Source organism: Streptomyces sp. NRRL S-37, from assembly GCF_000721605.1.
Classification (GTDB): domain Bacteria; phylum Actinomycetota; class Actinomycetes; order Streptomycetales; family Streptomycetaceae; genus Streptomyces.
Genome location: NZ_JOIZ01000005.1, coordinates 145,095 through 161,583 on the forward strand (window position 1 = coordinate 145,095; position 16,489 = coordinate 161,583).

17 protein-coding genes are annotated in these 16,489 nt (G+C 70.0%); 5 read left to right on the forward strand and 12 right to left on the reverse strand.

Features of this window, described 5'->3' with window-relative positions; translation table 11 throughout:
• Positions 1–314 precede the first annotated feature (314 nt).
• From IH50_RS0107535 to IH50_RS0107575, 9 genes are all read right to left on the reverse strand, one after another.
• Entirely contained in the window at positions 315–635 is a 321-nt protein-coding gene (locus tag IH50_RS0107535; RefSeq protein ID WP_030858653.1) for a DMT family transporter, read from the reverse strand.
• An 80-nt stretch (positions 636–715) separates the two neighbouring features.
• Positions 716–1,048 (reverse strand): metal-sulfur cluster assembly factor, encoded by a 333-nt coding sequence (locus IH50_RS0107540; protein ID WP_030858655.1) that lies wholly within the window; start codon positions 1,046–1,048, stop codon positions 716–718.
• On the reverse strand, positions 1,045–1,509 hold the full coding sequence (gene sufU / locus IH50_RS0107545) for a Fe-S cluster assembly sulfur transfer protein SufU (protein ID WP_030858657.1): 465 nt from the start codon (positions 1,507–1,509) through the stop codon (positions 1,045–1,047). The genes IH50_RS0107540 and sufU overlap by 4 nt, the downstream gene beginning before the upstream one ends.
• An 11-nt stretch (positions 1,510–1,520) precedes the next feature.
• Positions 1,521–2,777 carry a cysteine desulfurase gene (locus tag IH50_RS0107550; protein WP_030858659.1) on the reverse strand — a complete coding sequence of 419 codons (1,257 nt, stop codon included), beginning with the start codon at positions 2,775–2,777 and terminating at the stop codon, positions 1,521–1,523.
• A complete protein-coding gene (sufC, locus tag IH50_RS0107555) occupies positions 2,774–3,538 on the reverse strand; it encodes a Fe-S cluster assembly ATPase SufC (RefSeq protein WP_030858661.1) in 765 nt (254 codons plus the stop codon). The genes IH50_RS0107550 and sufC overlap by 4 nt, the downstream gene beginning before the upstream one ends.
• A 7-nt stretch (positions 3,539–3,545) precedes the next feature.
• Complete coding sequence (locus IH50_RS0107560) at positions 3,546–3,863, reverse strand: non-heme iron oxygenase ferredoxin subunit (protein WP_030858662.1); 318 nt, start codon at positions 3,861–3,863, stop codon at positions 3,546–3,548.
• Entirely contained in the window at positions 3,860–5,044 is a 1,185-nt protein-coding gene (gene sufD, locus IH50_RS0107565) for a Fe-S cluster assembly protein SufD (protein ID WP_030858663.1), read from the reverse strand. The genes IH50_RS0107560 and sufD overlap by 4 nt, the downstream gene beginning before the upstream one ends.
• A 57-nt stretch (positions 5,045–5,101) precedes the next feature.
• Positions 5,102–6,523 (reverse strand): Fe-S cluster assembly protein SufB, encoded by a 1,422-nt coding sequence (gene sufB, locus IH50_RS0107570; protein WP_030820938.1) that lies wholly within the window; start codon positions 6,521–6,523, stop codon positions 5,102–5,104.
• Complete coding sequence (locus tag IH50_RS0107575) at positions 6,520–7,233, reverse strand: helix-turn-helix transcriptional regulator (protein WP_030858664.1); 714 nt, start codon at positions 7,231–7,233, stop codon at positions 6,520–6,522. The genes sufB and IH50_RS0107575 overlap by 4 nt, the downstream gene beginning before the upstream one ends.
• Before the next feature lie 258 nt (positions 7,234–7,491).
• On the opposite strand from IH50_RS0107575, the gene IH50_RS0107580 reads away from it, so the two are divergent.
• Genes IH50_RS0107580 through IH50_RS0107590 form a run of 3 tightly spaced genes read left to right on the forward strand, consistent with a single transcriptional unit; the run spans position 7,492 to position 10,249 of the window.
• Positions 7,492–8,415 carry an ABC transporter ATP-binding protein gene (locus IH50_RS0107580; protein WP_063759472.1) on the forward strand — a complete coding sequence of 308 codons (924 nt, stop codon included), beginning with the start codon at positions 7,492–7,494 and terminating at the stop codon, positions 8,413–8,415.
• Positions 8,412–9,182, forward strand: coding sequence for an ABC transporter permease (locus IH50_RS0107585; RefSeq protein ID WP_030858666.1), 771 nt, complete (start codon positions 8,412–8,414; stop codon positions 9,180–9,182). The genes IH50_RS0107580 and IH50_RS0107585 overlap by 4 nt, the downstream gene beginning before the upstream one ends.
• 53 nt (positions 9,183–9,235) lie before the next feature.
• Positions 9,236–10,249, forward strand: a complete 1,014-nt coding sequence (locus tag IH50_RS0107590; protein WP_234328108.1) for a COX15/CtaA family protein — start codon at positions 9,236–9,238, stop codon at positions 10,247–10,249.
• Between the two features lie 11 nt (positions 10,250–10,260).
• On the opposite strand, the gene IH50_RS0107595 is transcribed toward IH50_RS0107590, so the two are convergent.
• From IH50_RS0107595 to IH50_RS0107605, 3 genes are all read right to left on the reverse strand, one after another.
• Entirely contained in the window at positions 10,261–11,367 is a 1,107-nt protein-coding gene (locus tag IH50_RS0107595) for an amidohydrolase family protein (RefSeq protein ID WP_030858669.1), read from the reverse strand.
• Between the two features lie 159 nt (positions 11,368–11,526).
• A complete protein-coding gene (locus tag IH50_RS0107600) occupies positions 11,527–11,859 on the reverse strand; it encodes a hypothetical protein (protein WP_030858671.1) in 333 nt (110 codons plus the stop codon).
• A gap of 93 nt (positions 11,860–11,952) precedes the next feature.
• The gene (locus IH50_RS0107605; RefSeq protein WP_078913887.1) at positions 11,953–12,906 is read right to left on the reverse strand and encodes a heme o synthase; all 954 of its coding nucleotides are present in this window, start codon (positions 12,904–12,906) and stop codon (positions 11,953–11,955) included.
• 342 nt (positions 12,907–13,248) lie between these two features.
• Between IH50_RS0107605 and tkt the strand changes: the two genes are divergently transcribed.
• Both tkt and tal read left to right on the forward strand, forming a co-directional pair.
• Positions 13,249–15,336, forward strand: a complete 2,088-nt coding sequence (gene tkt / locus IH50_RS0107610) for a transketolase (RefSeq protein WP_030858675.1) — start codon at positions 13,249–13,251, stop codon at positions 15,334–15,336.
• 34 nt (positions 15,337–15,370) lie between these two features.
• A complete protein-coding gene (gene tal, locus IH50_RS0107615) occupies positions 15,371–16,489 on the forward strand; it encodes a transaldolase (protein WP_030858677.1) in 1,119 nt (372 codons plus the stop codon).

Below are 16,489 nucleotides of genomic sequence, written 5' to 3' on the forward strand. Positions count from 1 at the left end.
GAGCACGTCTCAGCGTGCGGTCCACGCGGACGGCGGCCCCACCGTCTGTCGCCCCGCCGGGGCGACGCACGGCCACAGGACAGCCCGGCTGGGAACGGCACGCGCACCACCGGACAGCCCGCCCGGAACGCGACGCACACCAGCACCGGACAGCCCGGCCGGAGCGGACACACTCGCGAAACAACCCTCGTCCGGAACGGCACACCACCGCCGAACAGCCCTGCCCGGAGCGCGACGCACACCACCGCCGGACAACCCCGCCCGGAGCGGCACACACGCCGTCGAACGGCCCCGTCCGAGGCGGCACACCGCCGTCAGTGCGCCCCGCCCATGTTGAGCACCACCACCCCGGCGATGATCAGCGCGATGCCACCGGCCTTGGCGGCGGTGAGTCCCTCGCCCAGGAACATCGTGCCGATCACCGCGATGGCGGCCGTCCCGACCCCGGACCAGATGGCGTACGCCGTCCCGACCGACAGGGTCTTCAGGGTCTGTGCGAGCAGGGCGAACGCCACCAGGTACCCGGCGACGGTGACGACCGAGGGCCACAGCCGGGTGAATCCCTCGCTGTACTTCATGGCGGTCGTCCCGACCACTTCCGCTGCGATGGCTCCGGCGAGCAGTACGTACCCCATGACGGCGATCGTAGCCAGGGACGATCACATGCGAGTGGCCCCCGGCAGGATGCCGGGGGCCACTCGACCGAACCGCTCGCTCAGACGTTGAAGCCCAGCGCCCGCAGCTGCTCACGGCCGTCGTCCGTGATCTTGTCGGGGCCCCACGGCGGCATCCACACCCAGTTGATGCGCAGCTCGCTGACCAGACCGTCCGTGGCGGACTTGGCCTGGTCCTCGATGACGTCCGTCAGCGGGCAGGCCGCGGAGGTCAGGGTCATGTCGACGGTCGCCACATTGGAGTCGTCGACGTGGATGCCGTAGATGAGGCCGAGGTTGACGACGTCGATGCCCAGTTCGGGGTCGACGACGTCCATCAGAGCCTCGCGGAGTTCCTCCTCCGAGGCCGGCTTCGTCTCCAGGGTCTCGCTCATGCCGTAGTCCTTTCGGCGTCGGCGCCCAGCGCCTGGGCCGTCGCGTCCTTCCACGCCATCCAGCTGAGGAGGGCGCACTTCACCCGGGCCGGGTACTTAGAGACCCCGGCGAACGCGACCGCGTCCTCCAGGACCTCCTCCATCGCGTCGTCGGGCTCGATCCTCCCCTTGGACTGCATCAGTTCCAGGAAGGTCCCCTGGATCCGCTGCGCCTCGGCGAGGTCCTTGCCGACCAGCAGGTCGTTCAGCACGGAGGCGGAGGCCTGGCTGATGGAGCAGCCCTGCCCCTCGTAACTGACGTCGCTGATCGTCGTGCCGTCGTACTTCACGCGGAGCGTGATCTCGTCGCCGCACGTCGGGTTGACGTGGTGCACCTCGGCGTCGCCGTCCCGGAGACCACGCCCGTGCGGGTTCTTGTAGTGGTCCAGGATGACGTCCTGGTACATGGAGTCCAGCTTCACGCCTCAGCTCCTCATCCGAAGAAGTTCCGTACGTGCTCCAGGCCGTCGACCAGTGCGTCGATCTCGGCCGGCGTGGAGTACAGATAGAACGACGCTCGCGTGGTCGCGGGAATTCCGTACCGCAGGCAGACCGGCCGTGCGCAGTGGTGGCCGACCCGGACGGCGATGCCCTGTTCGTCGAGGACCTGGCCCACGTCGTGCGGGTGGATGTCGCCGAGCGTGAACGAGATCGCCGCTCCCCGGTCCTCGGCCGTGGCGGGACCGATGATGCGCAGGTCCGGGACCTCGGTCAGGCGCTTGACCGCGTACTCGGTGATGGCGTGCTCATGGGCGAGGATCTTGTCCATGCCGATGGCCGACAGGTAGTCGATCGCCGCGCCGAGACCGACCGCCTGGGCGATCGGCGGGGTGCCCGCCTCGAACTTGTGCGGGGCCGGCGCATAGGTCGACGAGCTCATCGACACGGTCTCGATCATCTCGCCGCCGCCGAGGAACGGGGGCAGGTCCTCCAGCAGCTCCTGGCGGCCCCAGAGCACCCCTATGCCGGTCGGGCCGCACATCTTGTGGCCGGTGAAGGCCACGAAGTCGGCCTGGAGTGCCTGCACGTCCAGCGGCATGTGCGGGGCGGCCTGGGAAGCGTCGACGCAGACCAGCGCGCCGACCTCCTGGGCGCGGCGCACGATCGCCTCGACCGGGTTGACCGTGCCCAGGATGTTGGAGACCAGCACGAAGGAGACGATCTTCGTCTTCTCGGTGATGATCTCGTCGATGTCGGACAGGTCGAGCCGGCCGTCGTCGGTCAGCCCGAACCACTTCAGCTTCGCGCCGGTGCGCTGCGCGAGCAGCTGCCACGGCACGATGTTGGAGTGGTGCTCCATCTCCGTGATGACGATCTCGGTCTCGTGGTCCACCCGGTAGGGCTCGTCGGCCCAGCCGAGCATGTTGGCCACGAGGTTGAGCGACTCGGAGGCGTTCTTGGTGAAGATCACCTCGTCGCGCGAGGGCGCGTTGACAAACTCCGCGACCTTGTCGCGCGCGCCCTCGTACAGCGCCGTGGCCTCCTCGGCGAGCACATGCACACCGCGGTGGACGTTGGCGTTGTAGCGCTCGTAGTACTCGCTCAGGGCGTCCAGCACCTGGCGCGGCTTCTGCGAGGTCGCCGCGTTGTCCAGGTACACGAGCTTCCGTCCGTCGTGGACCTGCCGGTCCAGGACGGGGAAGTCCTTGCGGATCGCCTCGGTGTCGAGGAGGCCCGGCAGCTGTGTCACTCGGATGCGCCACCCTTCGTGTATGCCTCGTAGCCCTCTTCCTCCAGCTTGTCGGCGAGCTCGGCACCGCCGGACTCGACGATGCGGCCGGCCGAGAAGACGTGGACGTGGTCGGGCTTGATGTAGCGCAGGATGCGCGTGTAGTGCGTGATCAGCAGGGTGCCGACCTCACCGGTCTCGCGGACGCGGTTGACGCCCTCGGAGACGACGCGCAGGGCGTCGACGTCGAGGCCGGAGTCGGTCTCGTCGAGGATGGCGACCTTCGGCTTGAGCAGCTCGAGCTGGAGGATCTCGTGGCGCTTCTTCTCACCGCCGGAGAAGCCCTCGTTGACGTTGCGCTCGGCGAAGGCGGGGTCCATGTTGAGGCGCTCCATGGCCTCCTTGACCTCCTTCACCCAGGTGCGCAGCTTGGGGGCCTCGCCGCGGACGGCGGTGGCGGAGGTGCGCAGGAAGTTGGAGACGGAGACGCCGGGGACCTCGACCGGGTACTGCATGGCGAGGAAGAGGCCGGCGCGGGCGCGCTCGTCGACGGACATCTCCAGGACGTCCTCGCCGTCGAGGGTGACGGTGCCGCCGGTGATCGTGTACTTGGGGTGACCCGCGAGGGAGTAGGCGAGGGTCGACTTGCCGGAGCCGTTGGGGCCCATGATGGCGTGCGTCTCGCCCTGCTTCACGGTCAGGTCGACACCCTTGAGGATCTCCTTCGTGGCGTTGTCGGCCTCGACGGTGACGTGCAGGTCTCGGATTTCAAGCGTTGCCATGGGTGCCTCAGGACTCCTGGGTGAGGGAGACGAGCACGTCGTCCCCTTCGATCTTTACGGGGTATACGGGGACGGGGCGCGTCGCCGGGAGGGCGTCGGGCTTGCCGGAACGGAGGTCGAAACGCGAGCCGTGCAGCCAGCACTCGATGTGGCAGTCGTCCACCTCGCCCTCCGCGAGGGAGACGTTCGCGTGCGAGCAGATGTCGTGGATCGCGAACACCTCCCCCTCGGTGAGCACGACGGAGACCGGCGTGCCGTCGAGTTCCACCCTTTTCGGGGTGTCCTCCTCCAGCTCGCCCAGTCCACAGGCGCGTACGAAGGTCATGCGACCGCGGCCTCCAGCTCCTCCTCGATCTTGGCGATCAGGCGCTCCTCGATGTCCGGGACGCCGATCTGCTGGACGAGTTCGGCGAAGAAGCCGCGGACCACCAGACGGCGGGCGTCCTGCTCGGGGATGCCGCGGGCCATCAGGTAGAAGAGCTGCTCGTCGTCGAAGCGGCCGGTCGCGGAGGCGTGGCCGGCGCCGACGATCTCACCGGTCTCGATCTCCAGGTTGGGCACGGAGTCGACGCGGGCGCCGTCGGTGAGGACCAGGTTGCGGTTCATCTCGTAGGTGTCGGTGCCCTCGGCCTTGGCCTCGATGAGGACGTCGCCGATCCACACGGCGTGCGCGTCGTCGCCCTGGAGCGCGCCCTTGTAGGCGACGTTGGACGTGCAGTGCGGGACGTTGTGGTCGACGAGGAGGCGGTGCTCCTGGTGCTGGCCGGCGTCGGTGAAGTACAGGCCGAACAGTTCGGCCTCGCCGCCGGGGCCGGCGTAGACGACGCGCGGGTGGAGCCGGACCACGTCGCCGCCGAAGGTGACGACGACCGACTTGAAGGAGGCGTCGCGGCCGACGAGGGCGTTGTGCTGGCCCACGTGGACGGCCTTGTCGTCCCAGTCCTGGACGGAGACGACGGTCAGCTTGGCGCCGTCGCCGAGCAGGTACTCGACGTTGGCGGCGAGCACCGCGTCGCCGGTGTGGTCGATGACCACGACCGCCTCGGCGAAGGCGCCGAGCTCGATCACCTGGTGACCGTAGGCGGTGCCGCCCTCGCCGTGCACCGCGATGCGGATCGGCTCGGTGAGGACGGTCTCCTTCGGCACGGTCACGACCGAGGCCCGCTCGAAGGCGGAGTACGCCTGGGCGGCGACGCGGTCCACCGGGGCGCCCGCGCGGCCGAGCCGGGCGTCGTCGCGCCCGACCGTCTCGACGGTGACGCCCTCGGGCGCCTCGACGGCGACCTTGACGCCCTCGCCGGTGGCGGTGGCGGTGCCGTCGTGCAGACCGCGCAGCCGCTCCAGCGGGGTGAACCGCCACTCCTCCTCGCGGCCGTGGGGGACGGGGAAGTCCGCCACGTCGAAGGAGGGGGGCGCGCTCATGCGGGTCGCGACGGTCGACTCCGCGGCGACCGCGATCGAGCCCGCGGTGGTGGAACCCACGGGGATGTTCTGAGCCTCAGCCATGGCTGTCGTAGTGCTCGCTTTCCTGTGCGTAAGGGGCTTGACGGAACGGCGTGGTGCTCAGCCGACCGCGCCTTCCATCTGCAGCTCGATCAGCCGGTTGAGCTCGAGTGCGTACTCCATGGGCAGTTCCTTGGCGATGGGCTCGACGAAGCCGCGCACGATCATCGCCATCGCCTCGAACTCGCTCAGGCCGCGGCTCATCAGGTAGAAGAGCTGGTCCTCGGAGACCTTGGAGACGGTCGCCTCGTGGCCCATGGACACGTCGTCCTCGCGGACGTCCACGTAGGGGTAGGTGTCCGAGCGGGAGATGGTGTCGACGAGCAGCGCGTCGCAGAGCACGTTGGACTTGGAGCCCGGGGCGCCCTCGCCGATCTCGATCAGACCGCGGTAGGAGGTACGGCCACCGCCGCGCGCCACCGACTTGGAGACGATGTTGGACGAGGTGTTGGGGGCCATGTGGACCATCTTGGCGCCCGCGTCCTGGTGCTGGCCCTCGCCTGCGAAGGCGATGGACAGCGTCTCGCCCTTGGCGTGCTCGCCCATCAGGTAGACGGCCGGGTACTTCATCGTCACCTTGGAGCCGATGTTGCCGTCGACCCACTCCATGGTCGCGCCCTCGTAGGCCACGGCGCGCTTGGTGACCAGGTTGTAGACGTTGTTCGACCAGTTCTGGATGGTCGTGTAGCGGCAGCGGGCGTTCTTCTTGACGATGATCTCGACCACGGCGCTGTGCAGCGAGTCCGACTTGTAGATCGGCGCGGTGCAGCCCTCGACGTAGTGCACGTAGGCACCCTCGTCGACGATGATCAGGGTCCGCTCGAACTGGCCCATGTTCTCGGTGTTGATCCGGAAGTAGGCCTGGAGCGGGATCTCGACGTGCACGCCCGGCGGGACGTAGATGAAGGAGCCGCCCGACCACACGGCGGAGTTCAGCGACGCGAACTTGTTGTCACCGACCGGGATGACCGTGCCGAAGTACTCCTTGAAGAGCTCCGGGTGCTCCTTCAGCGCGGTGTCGGTGTCGAGGAAGATGACGCCCTGCTCCTCCAGGTCCTCACGGATCTGGTGGTAGACGACCTCCGACTCGTACTGGGCGGCGACACCGGCGACGAGGCGCTTCTTCTCGGCCTCCGGGATGCCCAGCTTGTCGTAGGTGTTCTTGATGTCCTCGGGCAGGTCCTCCCAGGACTCCGCCTGCTTCTCCGTGGAGCGCACGAAGTACTTGATGTTGTCGAAGTCGATGCCGGAGAGGTCGGAGCCCCAGTTCGGCATGGGCTTCTTCTCGAACAGGCGCAGGCCCTTGAGGCGGAGCTTGGTCATCCACTCCGGCTCGTCCTTCTTCGCGGAGATGTCCCGGACGACGTCCTCGTTCAGGCCGCGGCGCGCGGACGCACCGGCCTCGTCACGGTCGGCCCAGCCGTATTCGTAGGTGCCCAGACCCTCCAGCTCGGGGTGGGCAGTCTCCGTGGGGAGAGTCATGCGGGGTTCCTCCCGGACGTGCTTTCAGATGCGTGGTGGGAAATCTTGGGGATGAACGTCGTACAGACGCCGTCGCCGTGCGCGATGGTCGCGAGGCGCTGCACATGCGTACCGAGAAGCTCGGCGAAAAATTCCGTCTCGGCCTCGCAGAGCTGCGGGAACTTCTCGGCGGCGTGGGCGACCGGGCAGTGGTGCTGGCAGAGCTGCTCACCGACCGGCGCGCTGCGCGCAGTCGCAGCGTACCCGTCCACACTCAGGGCCTTGGCCAGCGCTTCCGTCCGCTCCTCGGGGGCCGCGGCCTCGACCGCCTTGCGGTAGGCGTCCGCCTGGGCCGCGATCCGGGCGCGGGCGAACGCGGCGATCGCCTCGCCGCCGCCCTCCCGCTCACCGATCCACCGCAGGGCGTCCAGGGCCAGTTTGTCGTACGACTGGTCGAAGGCGTCCCGCCCGCAGTCGGTGAGGGCGAAGACCTTGGCCGGACGCCCGCGCGTGCGCGCGCCGTAGACGCGCCGCTCGCGGGCTTCCACGACGTTGTCGGCGGTCAGCGCGTCCAGGTGCCGGCGTACGGCCGCCTGGGTGAGCCCGAGCCGCTCGGCGAGCTCGGCGACGGTCGACGGGCCGTGGTCCAGGATGGAGCGGGCGACACGGTTGCGGGTGGACCGCTCACCGGTCGCCAGTTCCTCGTGAGGAGCCTCGCCGACGTTTTTCACAACGCCATTGTTGCGTAATTCATCCGAGCCGGGCAAGCCGCGTCCGGACGGCCCGAAGGTGCGCTGCATCACTTAGGCATACCTAACGTGACCTGCGGAAACGATCTTTGATCGATCAAATCGGCGAGGCCGGGTGCCACCTCCGGAGCACCCGGTGGCCCCGCCCGCGCCCCCTCCGACCGGCCCTCTTGCCACGCGGGGAGGAGTTCCCGCACCCGGCGCCCCGACGCCCCGGCCGCCTCCCTAGACTCGTGACCCATGCGAAGTGAGCCCGTGGTCCAGGTGCAGGCCCTGGTGAAGCGGTACGGCACGAAGACCGCGGTGGACGGCCTCGACCTGGTGGCCCGGCCCGGCGTGACCGCCGTGCTCGGCCCCAACGGGGCGGGCAAGACGACCACGGTCGAGACCTGCGAGGGGTACCGGCGGCCGGATTCCGGCACGGTGCGCGTCCTGGGCCTCGACCCGGTGCGGCAGTCGGCGGCGCTGCGGCCCCGCGTCGGGGTGATGCTCCAGTCCGGCGGCGTCTACTCGGGCGCACGGGCCGACGAGATGCTCCGCCACGTGGCGAAGCTGCACGCGCACCCGCTGGACGTGGACGCGCTGATCGAGCGCCTCGGGCTCGGCTCCTGCGGCCGTACGTCGTACCGGCGGCTCTCCGGCGGCCAGCAGCAGCGGCTCGCGCTGGCGATGGCCGTGGTGGGGCGCCCGGAGCTGGTGTTCCTGGACGAGCCGACCGCCGGCCTCGACCCGCAGGCCCGCCGCGCCACCTGGGACCTGGTCCGGGACCTGCGCGCGGACGGCGTCTCCGTCATCCTCACCACCCACTACATGGACGAGGCCGAACAGCTCGCCGACGACGTGGCGGTCATCGACGCCGGCCGGGTCATCGCCCAGGGCTCCCCCGAGGAACTGTGCCGGGGCGGCGCCGAGAACACGCTCCGCTTCTCCGGACGGCCGGGCCTGGACATGGCGTCCCTGCTGAAGGCGCTGCCCCCCGGCTCCTCGGGCGCCGAGGTGGCCCCGGGCTCGTACCGGGTCATGGGCACGGTCGACCCGCAGCTGCTCGCCACGGTGACGTCCTGGTGCGCGCAGCACGGGGTGATGCCGGACCGGATCTCGGTGGAACGGCACACTCTCGAAGACGTCTTCCTGGAGCTGACCGGCAAGGAGCTGCGTTCGTGACCGCCACCGGCGCCTACTCACCGAAGCCGGGCGCGGCACCCCTCGCCCGCATGATCGCCGCGCAGGCCGCGCTCGAGACGAGGATGCTGCTGCGCAACGGCGAGCAGCTGCTGCTGACGGTGATCATCCCCACGCTGCTGCTGGTGCTCTTCAGCACCGTGGACGTGGTGGACACCGGTGAGGGCGAAGCGGTGGACTTCCTCGCCCCCGGCATTCTCGCGCTCGCGGTGATGTCGACGGCGTTCACCGGGCAGGCCATCGCGACCGGCTTCGAGCGCCGGTACGGCGTGCTGAAGCGGCTGGCCTCGTCACCGCTGCCGCGCTGGGGTCTGATGACCGCGAAGACGCTGTCGGTGCTGGTCACCGAGGTCCTCCAGGTGATCCTCGTCACGGTGATCGCGCTCGCGCTCGGCTGGTCCCCGCAGGGCGGCCCCTTCGCGGTGCTCTCTCTGCTGGTCCTCGGCACGGCCGCCTTCTCCGGGCTCGGCCTGCTGATGGCGGGCACCCTCAAGGCCGAGGCGACGCTCGCCGCCGCCAACCTGGTCTTCCTGCTGCTGCTCGTCGGCGGCGGGGTGGTCGTACCGCTGGACAAGTTCCCGGACGCGGCCCAGGACGTGCTCGGCCTGCTGCCGATCTCCGCACTGTCGGAAGGCCTGCGGGACGTGCTCCAGCACGGGGCCGGAGTGCCGTGGGCCGGCCTCGGGATCCTCGCCGTGTGGGCGGTGGCGGGCCTCGCGGCGGCCGGGAAGTTCTTCCGCTGGGAGTAGGGGCGATGGCCGAGACGGACCCTCGTGAAAGCGTGCACAAGCGACGTCCTACGATGGGACGCGTGCCAAACGTGACCCGCGCCGACGCCCTGGCGGCCCTGCGCAACCCGCTCGCCTTCATCGCCACACGCTGGACCCCGGATCCCCGGACCGTCCGCCGGGCGGCCCTCGCCGCGCTCGTCATGACGGTCGTCATCGTGGTCACCGGCGGTGCCGTACGCCTGACCGGCTCCGGCCTGGGCTGCCCGACCTGGCCCAAGTGCACCGACGACTCGCTCACCACGACCAGCGAGATGGGCCTGCACGGCGTCATCGAGTTCGGCAACCGCCTGCTGACGTACGTGCTCTGCGCCGCCGTCGGCTGGGCGATCATCGCCGCCCGCTCGGAGAAGCCGTACCGGCGCGGCCTGACCCGGCTGGGCTGGGCGCAGTTCTGGATCGTGATGAGCAACGCCGTCCTCGGCGGCATCGTCGTGCTCGTCGGCCTCAACCCGTACACGGTCGCGGCGCACTTCGTGGCGACGGCGGCCCTCCTCGCGGTGGCCACGGTGATGTGGTACCGCACTCGGGAGGGCGACGGAGCCCCGCGGCCCCTGGTCGGCAAGGCCGTCCAGCAGCTGGTGTGGGTCCTCACCGGCGTCTCCGTGCTGCTCATCCTGGTCGGCACCGTGGTCACCGGCGCCGGTCCGCACGCGGGTGACTCCAGCGAGGTCCCGCGGATGCCGGTCGACTGGGAGACGGTCAGCAAGCTGCACGCCGTACTGGCGTGGGTCGTGGTGACGCTGACGTTCGCCCTGTGGTTCGTCCTGAAGGCGGTCGACGCCCCCAAGGGCCCGCTGGCCCGCACCCGCGAGCTGTTCCTGATCCTGCTCGCGCAGGGTGCCGTCGGCTACGTGCAGTACTTCACCGACCTTCCCGAGGTCCTGGTCGGTCTGCACATGTTCGGCTCGAGCGTGATGTGGATCTGGGTGCTCCTGGTCCTGCTGTCGCTGCGCGAGCGCCCGGCCGGCGGGACGTCCGTCCCGGCTCCCGGCCCCGCCGGACGGCTGGAGCCCGCCGCCGGCTGACGGCGGCCTTCTCAGGCCAGTCCGTACACCCGGCCCGCGTTCCCCGAGGCGATCAGGCCGGCCACCCGCTGGGCGTCGTCGAGCGACCACGCGCCCTCGGCGACCCAGGTGCCCAGCACCCGGCCGAGCGCCTCGCGGAACAGGTGGGCGCCGACGACGTGCAGCTCGGGCAGGCCGCGGGCGCCGCTGGAGAAGAGGATCTTGCCGAAGGGGGCGAGTTCCAGGATCTCCGCGAGGACGGTCGCCGCGCGGGCGCCGGTGCGCACCAGGGCGGCGCCGCAGTCGGCGTAGACGTGCGGGAAGACACCGGCGAGATGGGCGGCGTGACGGTGGTACGGGTAGCCGTGCAGCAGCACCAGATCGGTGCCGAGACCGGCGGTGGCCCGGACGAAGTCGGTCAGCAGGACCGGGTCGGTACGGTCGACGCGGGCGCCCGGTGCGGCGAGACCGGCATGGAGCTGGAGGGGTCGGCCCGAGGCGACGGCGATCCACAGCAGGTGCCGGAGCAGTACGGGGTCGCTCAGTTCGTCCCCGGCCCGGCGGGCGGCCAGCCAGCGCCCCGCCGCACCCCGCACCTCCCCCGGTCCGGGCGGCTCGGGGGCGAGCGCCAGACCGTGCCGTACGCCGGCGACGGAGGTAAAGGCGACGGCGTGCGCGGCGGCCGCGTGCACCGACTCGGCGAGGTTGGCGAGGAAGGACTCGACGGTGCCGGAGGTGTCGGCGACCTGTTCGGCGAGCTGTTCCAGACGGACGATCTCGTGCGCCTCGGCGTCCCCGGCCGTGCCCAGCTCGGTGGGTCCCGTGAGGTCGCCGGGCAGCCCGGTGTCGACGAGGTAGGCGGTGATGCCGCTGCCCCGCAGCAGCCGCCGCCCGGCCTCGAGCACGCCGAGTTCACGGCGCCGGGCGAGGTAGCGGGCGGGCGGGCAGTGCGGTTCCAGACCGAGCAGGGGCGGACACCAGCGGCGTACGGCGAAGCCGGTCTGGGTGTCGAAGAGGGTGGTGCCGGGGGCGGGCGGTCCCTCGGTGGCGGCGAGCTGGGCCTCGAAGGTGCCCAGGCCCAGCTCCGTGCGGAGTACTCCGTGGCAGTACTGGTCCACGAGTGAGGGCGTTTCGATCATCCGGGGCTCCCCGTCGTGGACCGTGTGCGTCACAGGTCCTAACGGGTGAACCCCGGAAGAGGTCGCGCGTCCGCCGGGTACGGGCTGTCCGTGGCCGCTCGCGCCCACGCGGCGAAACCGCACACCGGTACGGTCCCGCGCCGCCGGGCCGGCCGCCGTTCAGCCGTCGGACGGGCCGCCGACCTGGATGCCCGCCATGCGGCTCCACTCGTACGGCCCCGTCCTCACCTTCGCCGCGAACTCGCCGTCGAAGTTCTCGTGGACGGTGATGCCCGCCTTCTCCACGGCCTTCCCGGCGATCTCCATGGAAGGGGCGAAGACGTCGCCCCAGGCGCCGTCCTCGCCGACGAGGACGATGCGGGCGCCGCGCTGTCCGAGGTACGCGATCTGTCCCTCGGCGCCGCCGTGTGCCGTGGCGAAGCCGCTGATCTGCTTGGCGAGCCGGGCCGCCTTCTGCTCGGCCTTCGGGTCCACCTGCTGCGTGTCTGCCATGACCAGGATGCTACCGACGGGTAGATCGAACGGCGACGGGCGGGGTCCGTGGCCTTGACCACGTACCCCGCCCGGTCGGCGAGCACGGAGCGGCTACCGCAGGAACGGGTCCACCGCGATGGCCACGAAGAGCAGCGACACATAGGTGATGGACCAGTGGAACAGCCGCATCTCCTTCAGCTTGCCGCCCGTCACCTCGGCCTTCGCGCGGTTCAGCAGCGCGTGCGCCTCCCACAGCCACCAGCCGCCCGCCGCGAGGGCGACCGCCGTGTAGAACCAGCCGGTGTAGCCGAGCGGGGTGAGCAGCAGCGACACCGCGACCATGACCCAGCTGTAGAGCACGATCTGCTTGGCGACCGCCTTGTTGCCGGCGATGACCGGCAGCATCGGCACGCCGACGCGCGCGTAGTCGTCCTTCACCTTCATGGACAGCGGCCAGTAGTGCGGCGGCGTCCAGAAGAAGATGACGAGGAAGAGGATGACCGGTGCCCACGACAGCGAGTCGGTGACCGCGGACCAGCCGATCAGCACCGGCATGCAGCCGGCGATGCCGCCCCACACGATGTTCTGCGACGTGCGCCGCTTGAGGATCATCGTGTAGACGACGACGTAGAAGAGGAGCGCGCCGAGGGAGAGCCACGCGGACAGCCAGTTGACGGCGAGCCCGAACATCAGCGTCGAGACGACCGCCAGGGTGATGCCGAAGGCCAGGCACTCGCGCGGGCTGACCATGCCGGTCACCAGCGGACGCTGGGAGGTGCGGTCCATCAGCGCGTCGATGTCGCGGTCGATGTACATGTTGAGCGCGTTCGCACCGCCCGCGGACAGGTAGCCGCCGACGCAGGTCAGCAGCACCAGCCCCAGGTCGGGCACGCCCTGCTGCGCCAGGAACATCACCGGGACGGTGGTGATGAGCAGCAGCTCGATGATCCGCGGCTTGGTGAGAGCCACGAATGCCATCACGCGGGCCCCGAACGGCCGATGGGCAGGGCTCTGACTCGTCCCCAGCACCCCCGCTGGACGGGATTCAACGGCCGTCACGCACACCCCTACAGAGATTCCAGCAAGCCTCCCCGCGTGAAGCGGGGGTAAAGGCTCGCGCGTACCACGCCACTGTAGACGTTGCCCAGACCCGGACATCCGCGGGGGTCCGCTCGTGTTGGCCGGCACCCTCCGAGGTGCGCCCGGAAGCTCGATTGAGCACCCGGATGAGCGGCTCCGTATTCATCTGCCGAATGGGAAAACGAACCGGTCAGGAGGCGGATCCACAAGAGTGACCGCACTCTGGAACGACACGGAAAAAGGCACGTCCTACGGGGGTAGGCTCGACCACGCCGGTGGGCAGTCACCGGCCGTCCGAATCCATGTGGAGAGGAGCCCTGACTCAGGGTGAGCAACAAGCCGACCACCACAGACCTCGAGTGGACCGAGTTGGATCAGCGGGCCGTCGACACCGCCCGCGTCCTGGCCGCCGATGCCGTACAGAAGGTCGGTAACGGCCATCCGGGTACGGCGATGAGTTTGGCGCCCGTCGCCTACACCCTCTTCCAGAAGGTGATGCGGCACGACCCGGCGGACGCCGACTGGGTCGGGCGCGACCGTTTCGTGCTGTCCGCCGGCCATTCGTCCCTGACCCTCTACACCCAGCTCTACCTGGCCGGCTTCGGCCTGGAGCTGGACGACCTGAAGGCGTTCCGCACCTGGGGCTCGAAGACGCCGGGCCACCCGGAGTACGGGCACACCACGGGCGTGGAGACCACGACCGGCCCGCTGGGCCAGGGTGTCGCCAACGCCGTGGGCATGGCGATGGCCGCCCGCTACGAGCGCGGTCTGTTCGACCCGGAGGCCGCCGCGGGCGAGTCGCCGTTCGACCACTTCGTCTACTGCATCGCCGGTGACGGCTGCCTCCAGGAGGGCATCTCCGCCGAGGCGTCCTCCCTCGCGGGCCACCAGAAGCTGGGCAACCTGGTGCTGCTGTGGGACGACAACCACATCTCCATCGAGGGCGACACCGAGACGGCCGTCTCGGAGGACACCGTCAAGCGGTACGAGGCGTACGGCTGGCACGTGCAGCGTGTGGCGCCGAAGCCGGACGGCGACCTGGACGTGAACGCGATCTACGACGCGATCCAGGAGGCCAAGAAGGTCACCGACCGTCCGTCGTTCATCGCGATGCGCTCGATCATCGCCTGGCCCGCGCCGAACGCGCAGAACACCGAGGCCGCGCACGGCTCGGCGCTCGGCGACGACGAGGTCGCGGCCACCAAGCGCGTCCTCGGCTTCGACCCGGAGAAGTCCTTCGAGGTCACCGGCGAGGTCATCGGCCACACCCGCAAGGCGCTGGAGCGGGGCCAGGCGGCCCGCGCGGTGTGGGAGAAGTCCTTCCAGCAGTGGCGGGACAACAACCCCGAGCGTGCCGCCGAGTACGACCGGATCGCCGCAGGTGAGCTGCCCAAGGGCTGGCAGGACTCGATCCCGGTGTTCGAGCCGGGCAAGGGCGTGGCCACCCGTGCCGCCTCCGGCAAGGTGCTCCAGGCGCTCGGCGCGGTGATCCCGGAGCTGTGGGGCGGCTCGGCCGACCTGGCGGGCTCCAACAACACCACGATCGACAAGACGTCGTCGTTCCTCCCGGCCGGCAACCCGCTGCCCGAGGCGGACCCGTACGGGCGCACGATCCACTTCGGCATCCGCGAGCACGCCATGGCCGCGGAGATGAACGGCATCGCGCTGCACGGCAACACGCGCATCTACGGCGGCACCTTCCTGGTGTTCTCCGACTACATGCGCAACGCGGTACGCCTGTCGGCGCTGATGCACCTGCCGGTGACGTACGTGTGGACGCACGACTCCATCGGTCTGGGCGAGGACGGCCCCACCCACCAGCCGGTCGAGCACCTGGCCTCGCTGCGCGCCATCCCCGGTCTGAACGTGGTCCGCCCGGCGGACGCCAACGAGACCGCGATCGCCTGGCGGGAGATCCTCACCCGCTGGACGAAGGAGTTCGGCAAGGGCGCCCCGCACGGTCTGGCGCTGACCCGCCAGGGCGTGCCGACGTACGAGCCCAACGAGGACGCGGCGAAGGGCGGCTACGTCCTGTTCGACGCGGAGGGCGGTGAGCCGGAGGTCGTCCTGATCGCGACCGGCTCCGAGGTGCACGTCGCCGTCGAGGCGCGCGAGCGGCTCCAGGCCGACGGTGTGCCCACGCGTGTGGTGTCCATGCCGTCCGTGGAGTGGTTCGAGGAGCAGGACCAGGGGTACCGGGACAGCGTCCTGCCGCCGGCCGTCAAGGCGCGCGTGGCCGTGGAGGCGGGGATCGGTCTCACCTGGCACAAGTACGTCGGGGACGCCGGCCGGATCGTCTCCCTGGAGCACTTCGGCGCCTCCGCCGACGGCAAGGTGCTGTTCGAGGAGTTCGGCTTCACCGCCGAGAACGTGGCGGCCCAGGCCCGGGAATCGATCGCCGCGGCCCAGCGCTGACGCCCATACACGACACGTAGGAGATGGAATTTCCATGACGGACGCACTCAAGCGCCTTTCCGACGAAGGCGTCGCGATCTGGCTGGACGACCTGTCGCGCAAGCGGATCACGTCCGGCAACCTCGCCGAACTGATGGACCAGCAGCACGTCGTGGGCGTCACCACCAACCCGACGATCTTCCAGAAGGCGATCTCCGAGGGCGACGGCTACGACCAGCAGCTGAGCGACCTCGCCGCCCGCAAGGTCACCGTCGAAGAGGCCATCCGCATGATCACCACGGCGGACGTCCGCGACGCCGCCGACATCCTGCGGCCGGTCTTCGACGCCACCGGCGGCCAGGACGGCCGGGTCTCGATCGAGGTCGACCCGCGGCTGGCGCACGACACCAAGGCGACGGTCGCCGAGGCCAAGCAGCTCGCGTGGCTGGTGGACCGGCCCAACACCCTCATCAAGATCCCGGCGACCGAGGCCGGCATCCCGGCGATCGCCGAGGTCATCGGCCTGGGGATCAGCGTCAACGTCACGCTGATCTTCTCCCTGGAGCGCTACCGCAAGGTCATGGACGCGTTCCTGACCGGCCTGGAGAAGGCCAAGGAGCGCGGCCTGGACCTGTCGAAGATCCACTCCGTGGCGTCCTTCTTCGTGTCCCGCGTGGACACCGAGATCGACAAGCGGATCGACGCGCTCGGCACCGACGAGGCCAAGGCGCTGCGCGGCAAGGCCGCCATCGCCAACGCGCGCCTGGCCTACCAGGCGTACGAGGAGGTCTTCTCCACGGACCGCTGGAACGCGCTGGAGCGCGAGGGCGCCAACAAGCAGCGTCCGCTGTGGGCATCGACCGGTGTGAAGGACAAGGCGTACAAGGCCACGATGTACGTCGACGAGCTGGTGGCGCCGAACACGGTGAACACCATGCCGGAGGCGACGCTGTTCGCCACCGAGGAGCAGGGCGAGATCCGGGGCGACGCCGTCTCCGGCACCTACGAGCAGGCCCGCGCCGACCTGGACGCGGTCGAGGCGCTCGGCATCTCGTACGACGAGGTGGTGCAGCTTCTGGAGGACGAGGGCGTCGACAAGTTCGAGGGCTCCTGGAACGACCTGCTGAAGTCGACCGAGGCGGAGCTTCAGCGCCTCGCCCCCGCGGAGGGCTGA